This is a genomic window from Eionea flava (assembly GCF_055393785.1).
Genome location: NZ_AP036018.1, coordinates 1,087,661 through 1,105,475 on the forward strand (window position 1 = coordinate 1,087,661; position 17,815 = coordinate 1,105,475).

A 17,815-nucleotide genomic window follows, 5' to 3' on the forward strand; every position below is an offset into this window, starting at 1 on the left:
CAGGCTTTGCAGTCAACGTATGAGCGATAATAAAGTAGGTATCGATTTATGATTTTTCAGTTTTTAGGTACAGGTAATGCTGCGCAAGTTCCTTGTTATGGATGTGATTGTGCTGCTTGTGTTAGAGCAAGAAATATCACCACTTTTCGACGAGGGCCTTGCAGTGCAAAAATTACAGTTGGCAATACCCACCTGTTAATTGATGCTGGTCATACAGACCTTACTGAACGGTTTCCAGTAGGTACTATTAACACTATTTTACTGACCCATTATCATATGGATCATGTACAGGGTTTGTTTCCATTACGTTGGGGTAAAGGAGCACGGATCCCAGTGATTGGTCCCCATGATGAACAAGGTTGTGATGATTTATTTAAACATCCTGGAATTCTGGAGTTTTTATCACCGCCTGAACCCTTTTCGCCTTTTTATTTGCTGGGAATAGAAGTAACAGCCGTTCCGTTGAATCACTCAAAACCCACCGTCGGTTATTTATTAAATGATGGAAATTACTCCATTGCTTATTTGACCGATACATTGGGTTTACCTGAAGATACTTTTCGGTTTTTACAAAAGCATCGTCCAGATATACTTATTATTGATTGCAGTTCACCACCTAAACCCAATCCACGTAATCATAATACGCTGAACGAAGCTTTGGATATTATCGAAAGTCTGGCACCTAAAAGAGCGTACCTGACACACATTAGCCACGACTTGGATAACTTTTTTATCACCTCACAATACCCACTACCTGACAATGTGTTTGTGGCGAAAGATAATGAAAAAATAATTACAGAATCTTTAAACCTAAGCAGTAACAATTAAAAAATTTCTATTAATAGGCTGGCATCGATGGTGGAGCAATGACGATAACAACAAATGGCATTACAAAAGATGCCAATAATATCAACAATATGCAGAACCAGATAAGTAATGCCGAACTATCTGATCAGCCACTCATCGGAAAAGATACCGTGATTCAGGATTCTCACATAGGATATGCCTGCGAGATAGGTGATCGATGCAAGTTGTTTTCTTCTACATTGGATGATTATTCTTATCTGTCGAGTGATTGCGATGTGATCAATACCCGCATTGGTAAGTTTTGTTCTATTGCATCTCATGTACGCATTAACCCGGGTAATCACCCTTTGCCACGTGTAGCGTTACATCATTTTACTTATCGTGCCTCACGCTATGGTTTTGGTGAAGACGAGCCTTCATTTTTTCAATGGCGAGCCAGCCAACCTGTGAGTATTGGACATGATGTTTGGTTAGGCCATGGCGTTGTGATATTACCCGGTATTACTATTGGCAACGGTGCTGCGATAGGGGCTGGCACTATAGTCACTAAGGATGTGCCTGCTTATAGCATTGTTGTTGGTAATCCCGGTAAAGTATTGCGCTTCCGTTTTTCTGATGATGAAATTGCCGGTCTAGAAAAGTTGGCGTGGTGGGATTGGCCCGCGGAACAATTAGCTGACCGCTTAGAAGACTTTAGAGCCTTATCCGTGATGGAGTTTGTTGCGAAATACCATCCATGAAATTATCTTTAGATCAATTACGACTGGTCTTGTGCTTAGGCGTTAATTGCACTATCGGCTACGGTACGTTGTTTTATTCGTTTAGTTTGTTGGCCTTAGAGATTGAGCAGTCATTAGGGTGGTCGTCTCACTTTATTTATGGTGTATATTCTTTAGGCTTGTTTGTGGGTGGATTTTTTGCGCCTTACCTAGGTAAGCTATTGGATCGGTACGGTACGCGTTGCTCCATGGCCTTGGGCTCTTTATTAATGGCCTGTTGTTTGTATGGTTTATCTACGGTTGAGAGTAAGTCAGCATTTGTTATTTATTTGTTGGTACTCGAAGTGTTCTCCATACTCGTGTTATATGAGTCGGCTTTTGTGGCGATTGTTAAGGCCTACGATTCCGGTAGTCAGCCAAGGGCAAACGATAACCAGCGTCAATCAATGACACAAATAACACTGATGGCCGGTTTTGCCTCCACCATTTTTTGGCCCCTCATTGCTTTTCTATTAACTATTGTTGAGTGGCGAGATGTTTATTTTTACATGGCGTTAATTCATCTATTAGTCTGTTTCCCACTACATCTTTATGGTCTTAACCCCCGATATAAAATAGATGATCAACCAGATAAACCTGATAGTTCTGTAATATCGATGAAAAGCAAACCAAAGGTGCAGCGCAAGCAAGAGTGGCTGCTGGCATTATCGTTAGCAGGTATAGCATTTTGTATTAACGGCGTGCAAATTCACTTCTTTTCTATTACCGAAGGGCTGAATGTTGAGCACGTTGTTGCGGTACTCGCAGGTACCTTAGTTGGCCCTTTTCAGGTTGTATCACGGCTTGTTGATTTATTATTTTCTCGTCGCATTTCTCCTTTTTTCCTAGGGTTTATATCAGTTGGATTAATCACTTTGGGTTTGTTGCTCCTTTGGCTGACTTCTTTTCTATCACAGTCGGCGGTTCTGCTATTTGCCATCTTTTTTGGCATGGGGCAGGGGTTAATGTACATTGTTAGAGGTGCCTTACCTCTCTACTTGTTTGGTTCATCGGCTTATGGTGCAGTGACCGGTAGACTTAATGGCGTACGTATATCTATGACGGCCGCTGCGCCATTGCTGATTTCACTATTAATCTCCAATATTGCTGTCGAGTATGTGGTTATTATCCTTATCTTCTTGTCTCTGTGCTGCTATGGCTCACTCGTCATATTATCCAAACAGTCGCGTCTAGATTCTCCTCTCCAGTAGCTTCCTGCCTCTAACTCACCAGCGTTCAGATGTCGCGAGTCTGAGCGAATCGACCTCGCAAAACCTCCGTGTTTCCAGTATCCTAGCAAGTTATTTTTTGGCTTAAAAACGTCAGCAAATCCTTCTAGAGATATCTTATGTATTCTTTGTTACGCCCCCTATTATTTGCCTTAGAACCTGAAACGGCACACGATTTATCCCTTGATTGTTTAGGTGCGGCAGAGCGCTTGCAACTACTTAAGGCCGTTTCGTTGTTTACACCTGATATTGACGATACGCCGGTTGAGCTACTGGGTTTAACCTTTCCTAATGCCGTTGGTTTGTCAGCAGGGCTCGATAAAAATGGTGATTACTACAATGCGTTAGGTACTATGGGTTTTGGCTTTGTCGAAATTGGTACGGTCACGCCGCAGCCGCAAGCGGGTAACCCCAAGCCACGGATGTTTCGTTTGCAAGAACATGATGCCATCATCAACCGCATGGGTTTTAATAATAAAGGTGTCGACTATCTTGTAGAGCGTGTTAAACAGCGCCGCTTTAACGGTATTTTAGGGATTAATATTGGCAAGAATAAAGCGACGCCAGAAGATCAAGCGCTGTCGGATTACGAAATTGCGATGGAGAAGGTGTATCCGTATGCGGACTATATTACGGTTAACATTTCTTCGCCTAACACGCCGGGTCTGCGGGATTTACAGTTTGGTGATAACCTCAGTCGCCTGCTCGAAGGCTTATCAATTAAGCAAGCGCAATTGAGTGAACAGCAAGGCCATCGTGTGCCGGTACTCATTAAAATTGCCCCCGATATGAGTGATGAAGAAATTGCGGATATTAGTCAAACTTTTCTACAGCATCAGGTGGATGGTGTGATTGCGGCGAATACTACCTTAGATAAGCGCGCTGTGAGTGACAGCCCCTACGCCGATGAAATGGGTGGTTTAAGTGGCGCGCCGCTTACATCGCAATCGACCCACGTGATTAAACAGTTGCGCAAGTATTTAGGTGACGATATGCCGATTATTGGTGTGGGTGGCATTGTGCAAGGTAGCGATGCAGTGGATAAATTAGCGGCAGGTGCAAACCTTGTACAAATTTATTCGGGTTTCATTTATCGCGGCCCATCGTTGATTACTGATAGCCGTAAGGCAGCGACCGCCCATTTTGCTATGCGCTAATATTGTGCGCATTGAGCCTGTTGCTTCTACGACGTTTTTTCTCTTCTTTTTAACGAGTGTGCCTCTGTTATGACAACTTATCAATTTTATGCGGCTTGCCCTAAAGGGCTCGAAGGACTACTTCTCGAAGAACTTACCGCATTGCAGGTAGAGTCACCTCGGGAAACGATGGGCGGGGTACACTTTAGTGGTGATCTCACAACGGCGTATCGTTGCTGCTTATGGTCGCGCTTGGCTAATAAAGTATTACTGCCTTTAACCACCGTTGAATTTACCAATGATCAAGAGTTGTACGATGGCGTATTAGCGATTCCGTGGGAAGAGCACTTGGCAGAAGAGGGCAGTTTTAAAGTCGATTTTATCGGTACTAATGACATTATTCGCAATAGTCAGTTTGGTGCTGTGCGTATTAAGGATGGCATTGTCGATCGCTTTCGTGAGCGTACGAGTCAACGCCCTTCCATACAAAAAGATACCCCCGACTTACTATTAAACGTGAAATTGATCAAAGCCGGATCAACAAAAAATCATAGCCGTAAAGACTGCGTTCATATCAGTATTGATTTATCGGGACAGAGCTTGCATCGTCGTGGTTATCGTACCAAACAAGGGTTGGCGCCGCTGAAAGAAAATATTGCAGCCGCTCTTTTATTACGCGCACAATGGCCAATGGTTGCACAGCAAGAGAATACAGCGTTAATTGATCCTATGTGTGGCTCTGGGACGTTATTAATTGAAGGCATATTAATGGCCGCCGATATTGCTCCCGGTATTTTTCGTCAACGATGGGGGTTTAGTCGCTGGTTAAAGTTTAATGCTAGCGATTGGCAGCCATTAATCGACGATGCCTTAGCGCGGCAAGAGCAAGGTCTGCAAGCCATCAAAGCGCGAGGCATAGAGTGTCGTGGTTACGATGAAGATTGGCATGTATTACGTGCTGCAGAATCTAATATTGCATTAGCAGGCCTACATGATGTGATTCGCGTGAGTCATAAAGCAGTAGAAGAGCTTAAACAGCCTAGTCACATGCCGATTAGCACAGGCTTGGTGATTTGTAATCCCCCCTATGGTGAGCGCTTGGGCGAAGAGCAAGCGCTCTTGCCGGTTTATCGTCAGTTAGGGGCCGCATTGCACACAGAGTTTATGGGTTGGAAAGCCGCCGTGTTTACGGCTAATACGCGCCTAGCAAAAAACATGGGTGTGCGTGCGCGTAAAAAATATAAACTATTTAATGGTAACTTGGCCACTGAATTACTGTGTTTTGATATTAATGAACAAGCCATTGTTAAACAATCAACACTCGATAGCGATGATGCTGCCTTGGCTCAAACACAACACGACGACGAACACTCTACTGGTCAGCTGGTTAAGCCGACATTTGAATCCCTAACACCGGGCGCGCAAATGGTGTGTAATCGCCTTAAGAAAAATCAAAAAGGTTTGCGCAAATGGCTGAAAAAAAGCGAAGTCTCTTGTTATCGTTTATATGATGCTGATATGCCTGAGTACTCTGCCGCGATTGATTGCTATGGTGAGTATATTCATGTGCAAGAATATAAAGCCCCGAAAACGATTGATGAAAAAAAAGCGCAATATCGCTTTGATGAGTTACTCAGCGCGATTCCCGTTGCGCTTGATATTGAAGACGATAATATCTTTGTTAAACAGCGGCAGCGCAATAAAGGCAAACAACAATATGAGCGTTTAGCTTATGAAGAAAACCGTGCAAAAATTGCCGTCCAAGAAGGGCAGGCGACGTTACTGATCGACCTATGGTCGTATTTAGATAGTGGTCTATTTTTAGATCATCGCCCCGTTCGCCAAATGATTACACAAATGGTCAATGGCAAACAATTTTTGAACTTATTTTGCTATACCGCGACAGCAACGGTGCATGCGGCATTAGCGGGGGCACAATCGAGTGTTAGTGTGGATATGTCGAATACCTACCTAGAGTGGGCAGAAGAAAACTTTTCGGTAAATCATCTCAATAGCGAACGGCATACGTTGGTTCAGCAGGATTGCCTAAAATGGTTAGCCGATTGCCGCGAGGGTTTCGATGTGATTCTACTCGATCCACCGAGCTTTTCTAATTCTAAGCGTATGGATGATGTGCTGGATATTCAGCGTGACCATGCTGCGATAATTCATCGCTGTATGGAATTGCTCAATCATGGCGGTACGCTAATTTTTTCTAATAACCTACGTAGTTTCCGCTTAGATAAAGCCATCAGCGATACCTATTGTGTGGATAATATTACTGATAAAACTCTTGATCCCGACTTTCAACGAAACCGTAAAATACACCAGTGTTATTTGATTAGAGCATAACGGGCAACTTCTCTTAACTCAGTAGATTCCGGTTTTCACCGGAATGACGGCGTTGTGAGTTTTTAGGCTGACCTATGTACCACCCGTCATACCGAGCTTGACTCGGTATCGTCACATCTTATGTTTGATAAAACCGAAAAGTAAAAACTTATGAGTAAATCTTTCCAAGTTGTCAGCGATTACACCCCCGCAGGTGATCAACCTAAAGCGATAGAAGGTTTAATCAACGGGATTCGTAATGGTTTAGCTCACCAAACTTTACTGGGTGTGACGGGATCAGGTAAAACCTTTACCATTGCCAATGTTGTACAAGAAATTAATCGCCCGACGATTGTTATGGCGCATAATAAAACACTGGCTGCGCAGTTATATGGAGAATTCAAAGAATTTTTTCCGAATAATGCCGTTGAGTATTTTGTTTCTTATTACGATTATTATCAGCCTGAAGCCTACGTTCCATCCTCCGATACCTTTATCGAGAAAGATGCATCAGTTAACGAACATATCGAACAGATGCGTTTGTCGGCTACTAAAGCATTAATGGAGCGTAGTGATACGATTATCGTTGCTACCGTTTCTGCTATTTATGGTCTGGGTGATCCCGCTGCTTATTTGAAAATGGTGTTGCATCTTGATCGTGGTGAGCGGGTTGATCAACGTGATATTTTACGGCGCTTGGCAGAGCTTCAATATACCCGCAACGATGCTGTGTTTCAGCGTGCGACTTATCGAGTCAGAGGTGATGTGATAGATATATTTCCTGCAGATTCCGATCGTGAAGCACTCCGAATAGAACTCTTTGATGATGAAATAGATCAGCTTACCTTATTTGATCCACTCACTGGCGAAAGTTTACAAAAGCTGCCCCGCTATACCATTTATCCAAAATCTCACTATGTCACGCCACGTTCGCGTATTCTTGAGGCCATTGAACATATCAAAGAAGAAGCCAAAGAGCGTTTAGAGCAGTTGCGTAGTGTCGATAAATTGGTTGAGGCGCAACGCCTAGAACAGCGAGTTAAATACGACGTAGAAATGATGCAAGAGCTAGGCTATTGCAATGGTGTAGAAAACTACTCGCGCTATCTCTCTGGTCGTGATCCGGGTTTGCCGCCGCCTACATTATTTGATTACTTGCCACCTGATGCGTTGTTAGTGCTCGATGAATCTCATGTGACCGTCCCGCAAATTGGTGGCATGTACCGGGGAGATCGGTCGCGTAAGGAGACATTGGTTGAATATGGTTTCCGTCTGCCGTCTGCGCTTGATAATCGTCCTATGCGTTTTGAAGAATGGGAAGAGTTGGCACCGCAAATGATTTTCGTATCGGCGACGCCGGGTAATTATGAAGCCGAACATGCTGCACAAGTCGTCGAGCAGGTGGTACGTCCTACAGGGCTAATTGATCCTCCTATTGAAATCCGTTCAGCGGATACACAAGTCGACGAAGCGATGTCGGAGATTCAAAAGCGTGTGGCTGTTGATGAGCGCATACTCATTACTGTACTTACTAAGCGCATGGCAGAAGACCTTACCGATTATTTGAGTGATCACGGTGTCCGCGTGCGCTATTTACACTCGGATATTGATACCGTTGAACGTGTCGAAATTATTCGTGATTTACGCCTTGGCGAGTTTGATGTGCTAGTCGGTATCAACCTACTGCGTGAAGGACTTGATATGCCAGAAGTCTCATTAGTTATGATTATGGATGCGGATAAAGAAGGTTTTTTACGGTCGGATCGCTCATTAATTCAAACCATTGGCCGTGCGGCACGTCATCTTAATGGTAAAGCCATTTTATTTGCTAATAAAATTACCAATTCAATGCAGCGCGCAATAGATGAGACGGATCGTCGCCGAACTAAACAAATTGCCCATAATGAAGCCAACGGTATTACTCCGAAAGGCGTCAATAAAAAAATTGCCGACATTATGGAAGGCGCCGTAGTTATAGGTAAAGGTAGACGCGGAAAAATAGCAGAGAAAGAAGCCTCTTATAATGTGCATCCGGAATTAGAAGGCAAGAGCTTGAAACAAAAAATAGTGTTACTCGAAGAAAAAATGTATCAGGCGGCGAAAGATCTAGACTTTGAAAAAGCCGCGTCACTACGTGATCAGTTAAAAGAATTGAAAATTAATGAAGGCTAGTGGCTGATGTTGACAGATACCGGATCACGTCCATGTAGGCTCAACACCCGCGTCCATGCGGGTGATGGCTTTGCCTAATGGCTGGAATTCCGCTATTGAAAAGTTAACGAGACAGTATAAATTTTTTTCGTCATACCGGACGTGATCCGGTATCCTAGCACTCTTTTTACCCGTTATTTCAAAGTTACTCATGCCATCCGTTTCTCATCGCTTAGACCGCTTTATTGCTCGCGAATTAAATATTAGTAAAAGTGCTGTGCGCGAGTTGTTGATTCAGAAAAAAATCGTTGTTGACGGAAACACACACTGTGCGATGAATCAGCCCGTTGGCCGATTTACCTCCGTTATCGTCGATGGAAAAATTTTACAGCAGCGGGAACCTCTTTATTTGATGTTGCACAAACCGAAAGGTACAGTGAGTGCGACTAAAGACGATAAACATCAGACAGTGATTGATTTAATCGATCATCCTGAAAAAAGTGAACTACATATTGCTGGGCGTTTAGACTTTAATACCACCGGTTTATTGTTATTAACGAATGATGGTGCATGGTCTCAGGCGCTATCACTACCTGATAATAACGTGAATAAAATTTACCGTGTTACTTTGCAGCGTGCAATCGATGAAAATAATTTAGCGGAATATCGACGGGTGTTTAGAGAGGGTATTTATCTAACACCTGAAAAAATAACGACACGTCCAGCGACATTGGACGTGATTAGTCCCAATGAAGTAGAACTGAGTATTTGTGAAGGTCGTTACCATCAGGTAAAACGTATGTTTGGCTTTTTTCGTAATGAAGTGTGTGAATTGCATCGAATAGCAATTGGGCATATTGAGCTTGATAAGGCATTAGCGGCAGGGGAGTGTCGTTCATTAACGCTGAAGGAAGTTAATACCGTTTTAGCGAAAAAATACAACGCATAATTTCATTAAACACTTCGTAATCTATTATTTTTAGCGGTGTCTACGCTTCCTTGCTCGACTACCGCTGATGTTAAACGTTTAAATACCCAGTTGTTTTAACAGCTTGTCTAATTCTCCATTACTCTGCATTTGTTTTAGCCCCGTATTGAAAGCGGTAATTATATTTGCGCACTCAGGGTTAGATTTATAGCATGTAATATACAAAGGCTTTTCTGATAAGGCGTTTTTCGTGAAGGTGACTTTTTGTAGCACATCGGGTGGCGTTGTTGCTTTAATGACAATTTCATCATCTAACGTAAGGTCGATACGTTGACCCGCGACCTTTTTTACATTGCTAATGAGTGTATCTGATTTAGAAAAACGAATATTTTCATTGGCGAGTAATTCTTCGCTGTAAGCATATTTTTTAATAATGCCAATGACTTTACCATTGAGTGATGCCATGCCCTCGTATTCGTAAGAGTCTGTTTTGTGTTTTACAAAGACAATGCGGTTAGAAGTGTAGGGCTCGCTGTATAGCATTTTTTCTGTGCGTTCTTCGGTAAACCATACGGCAGGTAAAATATCAATATCCCCCTTTTCTGCAACCACTAATGCTTTCGACCAAGACATTGGCTGTACTTCAATGGTATGCCCTTGGCTATTCATGATCTCCCTTAAGAGCTTGATTGATATACCGCCATCACTGCGTTCGGAGCCAATAAATGGCTCCCAAGCATATCCGGATACGGTATACGAGGCACTATACGTTAGTGATGAAAAGCATAAGAAGATAGCAGCAAAAATGAGTGATTTCATGACAGTTCCTAAACAATGAATAACATTTAAAGCCTAGGTGATATTTGTCACATAAGAGGCACCAAGCAATATACGACTTTCTTATGTCGTGCTTTAGTAAAGAGTTTGTAGGGCTTCCTCTGATGTTTTCTTGATAGAGGAGTCGGGCTGTTCCTTTAAGGTGTGAACTAATTGTTTAGCATCCCATGCAATAACGGCGCTTTGGCTATATAGCTGTTTATCTAGTGAGCGTATTATTTCTTTGAGTTCGGGAAAATGGTCGATAAACGCGTCGCTGGTATCAATCATTATTCCGGCTTTATCGCTAGCCCACGCTAATAATAATGTGCGCACAGAATGCCACGCTTGTTCGTTAACTGCGGTTTCTATTTTTTCATACATCGCACGTCGAGAGCGTTTACTTACGGATTTGTTTTCGTTATTGACCGATGCTTGTTTTAAAGGCGCTGAGTATTGAGTGGTTAGTGCTTTTCTCCACAGTAAAAAGAGAACAGCACTGAGTAGTAACAAGAGCGCAGTGATCACTTGCCATATCCAAAGGGAATAGTTTACTTGAGTGCTTTTATTGGTACTAATAGCCTCGGTATTATTAGTTGTGGAAGGTAAGCTAGGTAGCACTTGTTGTTGATCAAGTACTGTATTGGCAACCACCACTTTTTGTGGCTCCAAGGTAATTAACTCTTCGTTATCTGTCGCCGTATTCCACCAACGTAGTGTGATGGGTGGAAGGGTGAAAGTACCTGTTTTTTTAGGGATGATGGCATAGTTCATAATGCGCTCCCCAGTAAGACCTGCTAGCGAGAGTTGGTTATTCGTTTCCGACTGGTCACTGTAAACTGTAAATTCGTTGTCGTTAATAGTGCTTAGCTGAATGTCGGGTAACTGTGAGTGTGCCAAGCCATTCGCACTGATCTTAAGTTGATAGGATAACGGCTCGCCGACTTTCGCACTGATGATTGATTGTTGCCATTGTTGCGATAGTGTTAATGAAGTGGCTGGCAACCAATGATCAGCCGTAGATGCTTGTGGGATAGGTTTAACATTAATGGTGATGGGTTGGCTGGTTACGCGTAAGTAAGGGCTTCGCAGTAAGCCGAAACGCGCACTGGGCTTTTCTACCTGCCAACGCTGAACAGGGATAGTAATAGTACCACTGGCTTGTGGATGTACAGCGTAGGCTAATTCTAAGACGTTGTATTCCACCCCATTGATGACTTTTTTGTAATTTTTCTTATCCAAGTATTCTTGAGTACTATTATCAACGAGTAGCTCACTGGGCTCGTATTGCGAAAGGGCAATACGATAATGCAGTTGCAGCCGCACCAGTAATTGTTCTTGCACGTATACACTATTTTTATTGGTAGAGGCGATCAAAAATACATCTTGCTGAGAGTTGTTTTGGCTATTGTTTTGAGTATTTGGGTTTGTCTGATTAGAGTCTGAAGTACCGGATTTATTATTGCCACTGCCATCAGTGACTTGGATACTAATCGCATCACTAAACGCGCCGTTGGCCGATAGAGAAGGAATAATGAGCTGCCCTGTTTCTTTGGGTGCAATAATTAGCGTCCATTGTGTACGGGAAGTAATACGACCATTAACAATCGATGTTTGGCTACTCTGTTGACGCTGTAAAATATCAAATTGTAAACTCAGCGCACTAAAGTCGATCTCATCGGCGCCTTGTTGGTCTAAAGCAACGGTAAGTAACAGAGTATCGTTGATGGTTATTGTCGTTCGATCGACACTTGCGGTCAAAACTGCCGCATGCGTGGTAGAAGCCAATAGTAATAATAGACTGAATAGCATCCACTTAATTACGCGTGCTTTGTTTAAGAATTCGATATTAAGTAATAATAAAGCGTTAAACATAGTGATAATTGCTTGTCTCAAAATAGGTTTTAAAAAAAATGCTCAGTCAGTGGCGTTACTAATAACGCTCATGTGCATTGTTTTCTGGTAATTGCCATTGTCCGCTACGATAAAGTTCGCGGCGTTTTTCAAATTCGTATTCAAATTTTCGGCGCAAAAGGCCACTAGGGTCGTCGGGTATTTTTTGAATCCATTGTTCTAACTCTTGCTGTTCTTCATCGCTGAGTTGGTCAAAGGCAGTGATCGAGCGCTGTTGCTGATCATTGTTAGTATTGTCATCGTCCTTTTTAGTGGCTCGATGATTCTCTTTTTGTTCTTCTTGTTGCTGGTTTGCAGTGTCAGTGTTTGAGTTGGTCTCACTATCTTTTTTATCTTCTTGGCTTTGTTGTGAGTCAGCGTCACTTTGTTCATTGGCTTGATTGTCGTCTTGTGAATTTTTGTCCTTGCTTCCTTGCTGCTTTTGGCTGTTTTGATCTTTGCTCTCTTTGTTGTCGTTATTCTCGCCATTATTTTCTGAATCTTGTTGTTCTTGCTGCTGTTCTAATAGTTGTTGCACTAATTGCCGATTTTTTTCGGCATCACCGAGCGAAGGGTCTTTGGCAAGTGCACTATCATAGGCTGCGATAGCCTCTTCAAAGCGCTCCAGTTGACTTAGTGCATTACCACGGTTGTAGTTATCGGTTGCCGTATTGCCTTGCGAAAAAGCATCTACCGCAGTTTGGTAGTCTTTATTTTTATAGGCAGCGCTACCTTTCCATTGGTGAGTTTTGCTATCGTCAAATAATGCTTCCGCTTTTTCATATTGTTGCTGATCGAATAGCTGTTTACCCCGTTGTTGATCATTCAGCCACAGACGCTCCCAAATAGACGATTGGCTTGATGTATTTTCGCTGTCATCGGCATAAGTCGTTTCTGGTAGGGTTATGGGTATCACCATTATGCACAGACTCAGTAACCAGCCACGGCGAAACATGAAAGCGAGTAAAGGTAAAAAGATAAGCAGCAGTGTTGGGCCAAATTCATTCCATTGATCCATTGTGCGTTGAGTGTCACGGTTATGATCGGATGTTGCTGGGTTAGTGCGATCAATAGATTCTAAAATAAATTCAATATCCGCATCGGTGGCTTGTAGGGGTAGGTAATGACCATTGGTTACGGATGCCGCTTGTTTTAAAGTTTCGTCGTTGCGTACTGCATTGATAACGACATTATTGCTATCGCGTAAAAAGCCAGAAGAATGGTTATTTGACGGTGTGGGTATTGGCGCGCCATTAGGTGTACCTAGTCCTATAATAAATAGCTGCTGTTTATGGCTTGTGTTATCGCTAATATCTTTTAACGTATCGATGGCACTGGGATCAATACCATCGGTGAGAATCACGTAACTTGCCTCTCGAATAGCGGCATCGCGTGTTAATTGAGTGGCCGTTTGCAGAGCCATCTCGATATTACTACCGGGGATCGGTAATAAGCCGGGTTCTAGTGTGGATAGTAAATTATCAATCGTGTTGATGTCGTCTGTAAGCGGCGTTACTACATGGGCTTCGCCGGCATAAACAATCAATGCGGTCAGGCCGTCACGTCGCTGACTTATTAGGTCCTTAATTTTTAATCGTGCGCGAACAATACGCGAGGGCTTATTATCTTGCGCACGCATACTGGGCGATAGATCAAGAATAATAACCAGTGCCTGATCAGATTTTTGTAGCGGTTGTGGCAGCTGTTGCCATGTAGGGCCGGCGAGGGCAATGCAAGTGCCTATCCATGCTGTGGCAAGTAGGCTATATATCGGTAGTGGGCGACGGTTTACGCTGCTGTTGATCGGCTCATCGTTCTGACTACTTACTCTTTGCTCACTTGCACGAGTTATCAGATGCTGCAGTAAACGTTTGTCGATGATATGTTCGAAGCCTGTTTTGTGCTGTCCTTGCCGGCTCAGCCAGTAAGTGAAGGCAACAATAAGGGGAATGAGCAGTAACCACGCTGGCCGAAGAAAATGAAAATCAGTGAGGAAACTTTCCATTAAGGCTTACCTCCTTGCCTGTTTTTCCACTGCGTATAGGCGAGTAGAATATTAGCGCGCTGTAAATACAGTGCGAATAAAAAACTCACTAACAACGCAGCACTTAATGGCCACATAAATAGTGACTGTATCGGGCGCAGCCATTCAGGTTCTTGTTCGGTAGGTTCTAGTTTGTCGAGTGCTTGATAAATAGTGCTCAGTTCATCAGTATCGCGCGCACGGAAGTATTGACCACCCGTTGTTTCGGCAATACGAGTGAGGGTTTCTTCGTCTAGAGAGGCTGATGGGTTCACGCGACGATTGCCAAAAAAACCGCGCACTATCATTTCATCCGCGCCGATACCCACAGTATATATTTTTGCGTTAATTTTTTCGGCGAGTTTAGCCGCTTGCAAAGGCTCTACTTCACCGGCAGTATTTTCCCCATCGGTTAATAAAATAATCACTTTACTGTTGATCTGTTGCCGTGTTTGTTCGCCGTCTTTTAAGCGTTTAACTGCTAAGCCAATCGCATCACCAATCGCGGTATCTTTTCCGGCAAAACCCAGTTGTGCTTCTTGTAAAAACTGATTTACCGAGGCAGTATCGAAGGTAAGAGGGGTTTGCAAATAAGCTTGAGTACCAAATAGGATCAAACCCATGCGATCGCCTTGGCGTTGCGTAATAAAGTCACTCACTACCTGTTTAACTGCAGCTAAGCGTGTTGCAGGGCGATGGTTTAGCTGCATATCTTCTTGCTGCATACTGCCAGAAATATCGACCGCTAATAATAAGTCTCTACCACTAGTGGGGAGTGCTTGAGGCTCACCGACCCACTGTGGTTTTGCCGCAGCCAGTACTAGTAACACCCATATCATCACTAACCACAGCGTGCGCCACCTTGTGGTGTGTTGCGGTTGATTATCTTCAGGCATGGCGTGAGCGAGCTGCGTAAAAAAGGGAACAACAATCGCTGTATTATTATTCGATGATTGCGATTGACTCGGCTTTATCCAACGAAAGACGATCCACGGTAGAGGCAATAAAAATAAGACCCAAGGAGCCGCTAGCGCCAACATCTAACCTTCTCCTTTTGCTAAAGGTGTTGATGAGTTGTGATGTTTTACCCAGCACGCACAGGCCTTATAAAAATCGGGTATGTTAATTGTATGATTGTCTGCTGTTGTCGTTGGTTGAGGTCGGTATTGTTGTTCCTTGATCCAAACCGCAATATCCCCTTGTATGTAGTCTTTTTGTGTTTGCTGGTTAAGAAACGACACCCATGCATCGCCATATAAAGCGGCTTTATCACTACCATAGGCGGTACGTACTGTGCGCTTAAGTATTTCGTTAAGTGCAGTAGCGCAGGTGTGGTTTATATCTTCATTGTTTTCTTGTGAGGTTTGCGTGGCCTTTTGCCACTGTTGGTAATGTGTGTTGAGCAGAGCCAATGCAGCGCGTCGATATCCCCACTTTTTTTGGTAGCGTTTCACTCCAATTATGGTGGCAATAAGCAGCGTTATTAATAGAGCTAGTAGCAACCACCAACCTATTGCTGGCGGCCAAGCACTTACATGTTCGGGGGTATGAATATCCGCAAGAGGCAGTGGATTAGCGATAACAGATGCGGGTACTAGCCATAAGGCGGTTAATAGCGTCTTTGTAATAAGTCGACTGATATGTCGTTTGTGTAATATCAGTGGTGGCATCACATTACCCCGGTGCTTGTGGATGTGCGATGAATAAGCGCTTGAGCAATATCGGCGGGAGCTGTTTGCACGGGAGCTTGAATAAAACGAATGCCTAAGCGCTGGCATAGTGCTTGTAATGCATCGTATTTTTGTTGGTATTGTTGGGCAAACTGTTCTCTAATAGCAGCACTAACAGGCAGTGATTGTACTGCCTGTCCGTTACTGATCGACGCTGTTGCCATTGTCGGTAAAGCCATTTCTAATTGATCAACAATCCACACAATACTCATACGGTGGCGTCGAGAGAGGTAAAATAAGTGTTGTTCACATTGCTCGCTAAGATCGTAGCAATCACTGAACAAAATAATCTCGGTGCCTGTATGTGTGGTACGCATTACATGCTGTAGCCCATCACCTAATGTCTGTGTATCCCTCACGGTGGCTGATAATTTATGATTCGCTGTTGTTAATTGCTGTAACCAGCGATTCACTGTTTTATGGCTACGGGCAGGGCGTGTGTCGTGAATACCGTCGCAGCCTAATACCACACCGCCACTACGATCGCCGCTGGCGACGGTCGCCCAATTAATAATAGCGGCTAACTGGCAGCTATACACCGACTTAAAGCACGGCTGGCTACCAAAAAAACTGCTTCTGCGCTGATCGACGACCGTGATAATGGGTTTTTCTTTTTCTTCCGAGTAGCGTTTACTATGGGTCACTTGTGTCCGTGCGGTAACGCGCCAATCAATCGCGCGTATATCGTCACCGGCTTGGTAGGGGCGAACATCTTCAAACTCCATGCCTCGGTTCACCATCCGGCTTTGGTGAGACCCACCACGAATCGCAAAAGACTTTCCTGTACGCATCAAACATTGCTTAGCGGTGTAGCGCAGTTGCTGCAACGCTTCCAGTGATACATAAGCGCCAGAGTTGGTATTTTCAGTATCGGATACGGTTAACATTAGCTTAAACCAATCTAGTGGTTACACGACAGCAACTCGTTGTAATAAGCGGGTAATCACCTGATCAGCGGTAACTCCTTGAGCCTCTGCTTCAAAACTCAATAAAAGACGGTGGCGGAAGACATCATAAATCACGTTGTGAATATCATCCGGGGTAACGTAGTCTCGATCATTAAGCCACGCATGCGCTTTGGCGCAGCGATCTAGGGCAATGGTTGCACGTGGACTAACACCGCATTCAATCCAGCGTCCAAGATCGGCATCGACGGTGCTTGCTTGCCGAGTTGCCATCGTTAATTGAACAATATATTGATCAATACTTTCGGCAGTATGTACGGCTAACACCTGCTGACGTGCATCTAATAACGCGTTAATGCTCACTTTTTGTGGTGGTTCTAGTTGAGCGTGGCTGGCTTCATTGCGCGCAAGTTTCAGAATAGCCGCTTCGGCATCGGCATCAGGGTAATCAATGGTGACATGCATCAAAAAGCGATCGAGTTGTGCTTCGGGCAGGGGATATGTGCCTTCTTGCTCAATGGGGTTTTGCGTCGCCATCACCAAAAAAACATCGGGCAGAGGGTAGGTGGTATTGCCCACACTGATTTGTCGCTCTGCCATGGCTTCTAGTAGTGCAGATTGTACTTTGGCAGGCGCACGATTAATTTCATCAGCTAATACAATGTTGTGGAATAGCGGGCCGGCCTGAAAGTTAAAACTGTGTTCTTGCGGGTTGTAAATGTCAGTGCCGGTAAGATCAGTCGGTAATAGATCAGGCGTAAATTGTACACGCTGAAAGTCGGCTTCTACTCCTTCGGATAAATGTTTAATGGCTTTTGTTTTTGCTAATCCGGGTGCGCCCTCAACTAATAAATGGCCATCGGCTAATAGTGCAATCAGTAAGCGGTCAATGAGTTGGCTTTGACCAACAATCTGGCTTTCTAGCCACTGTTTTAAGGGCGCAAGTTGCATTGGCTATTCCTTATTATTTAGCATGTTCAATAAATGTAGAGTGGAAAATAGTAACAGACCACGTGCATATTTATGTATGTCTAAACCGCTCTTTTTCAAGGTGCAGTTTATTTTAGAAGTTAATATATTTTAGTGATGGTTGACCGAATAGTATTCT

14 protein-coding genes are annotated in these 17,815 nt (G+C 43.7%); 7 read left to right on the plus strand and 7 right to left on the minus strand.

The features are described 5' to 3' along the window. The first annotated feature begins 48 nt into the window (after window positions 1-48). The 7 genes from phnP (at window position 49) to ACZ5O6_RS05090 (ending at window position 9,361) form a co-directional block, all read left to right on the plus strand. On the plus strand, window positions 49-828 hold the full coding sequence (gene phnP, locus ACZ5O6_RS05060; protein ID WP_447090739.1) for a phosphonate metabolism protein PhnP: 780 nt from the start codon (window positions 49-51) through the stop codon (window positions 826-828). 38 nt (window positions 829-866) lie between these two features. After that, window positions 867-1,547 (plus strand): DapH/DapD/GlmU-related protein, encoded by a 681-nt coding sequence (locus ACZ5O6_RS05065; protein ID WP_447090740.1) that lies wholly within the window; start codon window positions 867-869, stop codon window positions 1,545-1,547. Beyond that, the gene (locus ACZ5O6_RS05070) at window positions 1,544-2,776 is read left to right on the plus strand and encodes an MFS transporter (protein WP_447090741.1); all 1,233 of its coding nucleotides are present in this window, start codon (window positions 1,544-1,546) and stop codon (window positions 2,774-2,776) included. The genes ACZ5O6_RS05065 and ACZ5O6_RS05070 overlap by 4 nt, the downstream gene beginning before the upstream one ends. A 137-nt stretch (window positions 2,777-2,913) precedes the next feature. Then, the gene (locus tag ACZ5O6_RS05075; protein ID WP_447090742.1) at window positions 2,914-3,951 is read left to right on the plus strand and encodes a quinone-dependent dihydroorotate dehydrogenase; all 1,038 of its coding nucleotides are present in this window, start codon (window positions 2,914-2,916) and stop codon (window positions 3,949-3,951) included. A 69-nt stretch (window positions 3,952-4,020) separates the two neighbouring features. Continuing rightward, the gene (gene rlmKL, locus ACZ5O6_RS05080) at window positions 4,021-6,282 is read left to right on the plus strand and encodes a bifunctional 23S rRNA (guanine(2069)-N(7))-methyltransferase RlmK/23S rRNA (guanine(2445)-N(2))-methyltransferase RlmL (protein WP_447090743.1); all 2,262 of its coding nucleotides are present in this window, start codon (window positions 4,021-4,023) and stop codon (window positions 6,280-6,282) included. A 150-nt stretch (window positions 6,283-6,432) separates the two neighbouring features. Then, on the plus strand, window positions 6,433-8,433 hold the full coding sequence (uvrB, locus tag ACZ5O6_RS05085; RefSeq protein WP_447090744.1) for an excinuclease ABC subunit UvrB: 2,001 nt from the start codon (window positions 6,433-6,435) through the stop codon (window positions 8,431-8,433). A 190-nt stretch (window positions 8,434-8,623) separates the two neighbouring features. Further along, a complete protein-coding gene (locus ACZ5O6_RS05090) occupies window positions 8,624-9,361 on the plus strand; it encodes a pseudouridine synthase (protein ID WP_447090745.1) in 738 nt (245 codons plus the stop codon). A 78-nt stretch (window positions 9,362-9,439) separates the two neighbouring features. Here ACZ5O6_RS05090 and ACZ5O6_RS05095 read toward each other — a convergent pair whose 3' ends face one another. The 7 genes from ACZ5O6_RS05095 to ACZ5O6_RS05125 all read right to left on the minus strand — a co-directional run bounded on the left by ACZ5O6_RS05095 (window position 9,440) and on the right by ACZ5O6_RS05125 (window position 17,658). Further along, on the minus strand, window positions 9,440-10,159 hold the full coding sequence (locus ACZ5O6_RS05095; protein WP_447090746.1) for a substrate-binding periplasmic protein: 720 nt from the start codon (window positions 10,157-10,159) through the stop codon (window positions 9,440-9,442). A 93-nt stretch (window positions 10,160-10,252) separates the two neighbouring features. Next, a complete protein-coding gene (locus ACZ5O6_RS05100) occupies window positions 10,253-12,031 on the minus strand; it encodes a BatD family protein (protein ID WP_447090747.1) in 1,779 nt (592 codons plus the stop codon). 58 nt (window positions 12,032-12,089) lie between these two features. Continuing rightward, window positions 12,090-14,054 carry a VWA domain-containing protein gene (locus ACZ5O6_RS05105; RefSeq protein ID WP_447090748.1) on the minus strand — a complete coding sequence of 655 codons (1,965 nt, stop codon included), beginning with the start codon at window positions 14,052-14,054 and terminating at the stop codon, window positions 12,090-12,092. Then, on the minus strand, window positions 14,054-15,112 hold the full coding sequence (locus tag ACZ5O6_RS05110) for a vWA domain-containing protein (RefSeq protein ID WP_447090749.1): 1,059 nt from the start codon (window positions 15,110-15,112) through the stop codon (window positions 14,054-14,056). The genes ACZ5O6_RS05105 and ACZ5O6_RS05110 overlap by 1 nt, the downstream gene beginning before the upstream one ends. Then, the gene (locus tag ACZ5O6_RS05115; RefSeq protein ID WP_447090750.1) at window positions 15,113-15,742 is read right to left on the minus strand and encodes a DUF4381 domain-containing protein; all 630 of its coding nucleotides are present in this window, start codon (window positions 15,740-15,742) and stop codon (window positions 15,113-15,115) included. It abuts the gene before it with no gap. After that, window positions 15,742-16,689: a DUF58 domain-containing protein gene (locus ACZ5O6_RS05120; protein ID WP_447090751.1), complete on the minus strand. Its 948-nt coding sequence runs from the start codon at window positions 16,687-16,689 to the stop codon at window positions 15,742-15,744. Before ACZ5O6_RS05120 ends, ACZ5O6_RS05115 begins: the two co-directional genes overlap by 1 nt. Window positions 16,690-16,710: 21 nt before the next feature. Beyond that, entirely contained in the window at window positions 16,711-17,658 is a 948-nt protein-coding gene (locus tag ACZ5O6_RS05125; protein WP_447090752.1) for an AAA family ATPase, read from the minus strand. Window positions 17,659-17,815 lie beyond the last annotated feature (157 nt).

What these genes read in the sequence shown, in the direction of transcription:
- phnP (WP_447090739.1), top strand. Translation starts at nt 49, where the DNA reads ATGATTTTTCAGTTTTTAGGTACAGGTAATGCTGCGCAAGTTCCTTGT.
- ACZ5O6_RS05065 (WP_447090740.1), top strand. Translation starts at nt 867, where the DNA reads ATGACGATAACAACAAATGGCATTACAAAAGATGCCAATAATATCAAC.
- ACZ5O6_RS05070 (WP_447090741.1), top strand. Translation starts at nt 1,544, where the DNA reads ATGAAATTATCTTTAGATCAATTACGACTGGTCTTGTGCTTAGGCGTT.
- ACZ5O6_RS05075 (WP_447090742.1), top strand. Translation starts at nt 2,914, where the DNA reads ATGTATTCTTTGTTACGCCCCCTATTATTTGCCTTAGAACCTGAAACG.
- rlmKL (WP_447090743.1), top strand. Translation starts at nt 4,021, where the DNA reads ATGACAACTTATCAATTTTATGCGGCTTGCCCTAAAGGGCTCGAAGGA.
- uvrB (WP_447090744.1), top strand. Translation starts at nt 6,433, where the DNA reads ATGAGTAAATCTTTCCAAGTTGTCAGCGATTACACCCCCGCAGGTGAT.
- ACZ5O6_RS05090 (WP_447090745.1), top strand. Translation starts at nt 8,624, where the DNA reads ATGCCATCCGTTTCTCATCGCTTAGACCGCTTTATTGCTCGCGAATTA.
- ACZ5O6_RS05095 (WP_447090746.1), bottom strand. Translation starts at nt 10,159, where the DNA reads ATGAAATCACTCATTTTTGCTGCTATCTTCTTATGCTTTTCATCACTA.
- ACZ5O6_RS05100 (WP_447090747.1), bottom strand. Translation starts at nt 12,031, where the DNA reads ATGTTTAACGCTTTATTATTACTTAATATCGAATTCTTAAACAAAGCA.
- ACZ5O6_RS05105 (WP_447090748.1), bottom strand. Translation starts at nt 14,054, where the DNA reads ATGGAAAGTTTCCTCACTGATTTTCATTTTCTTCGGCCAGCGTGGTTA.
- ACZ5O6_RS05110 (WP_447090749.1), bottom strand. Translation starts at nt 15,112, where the DNA reads ATGTTGGCGCTAGCGGCTCCTTGGGTCTTATTTTTATTGCCTCTACCG.
- ACZ5O6_RS05115 (WP_447090750.1), bottom strand. Translation starts at nt 15,742, where the DNA reads ATGCCACCACTGATATTACACAAACGACATATCAGTCGACTTATTACA.
- ACZ5O6_RS05120 (WP_447090751.1), bottom strand. Translation starts at nt 16,689, where the DNA reads ATGTTAACCGTATCCGATACTGAAAATACCAACTCTGGCGCTTATGTA.
- ACZ5O6_RS05125 (WP_447090752.1), bottom strand. Translation starts at nt 17,658, where the DNA reads ATGCAACTTGCGCCCTTAAAACAGTGGCTAGAAAGCCAGATTGTTGGT.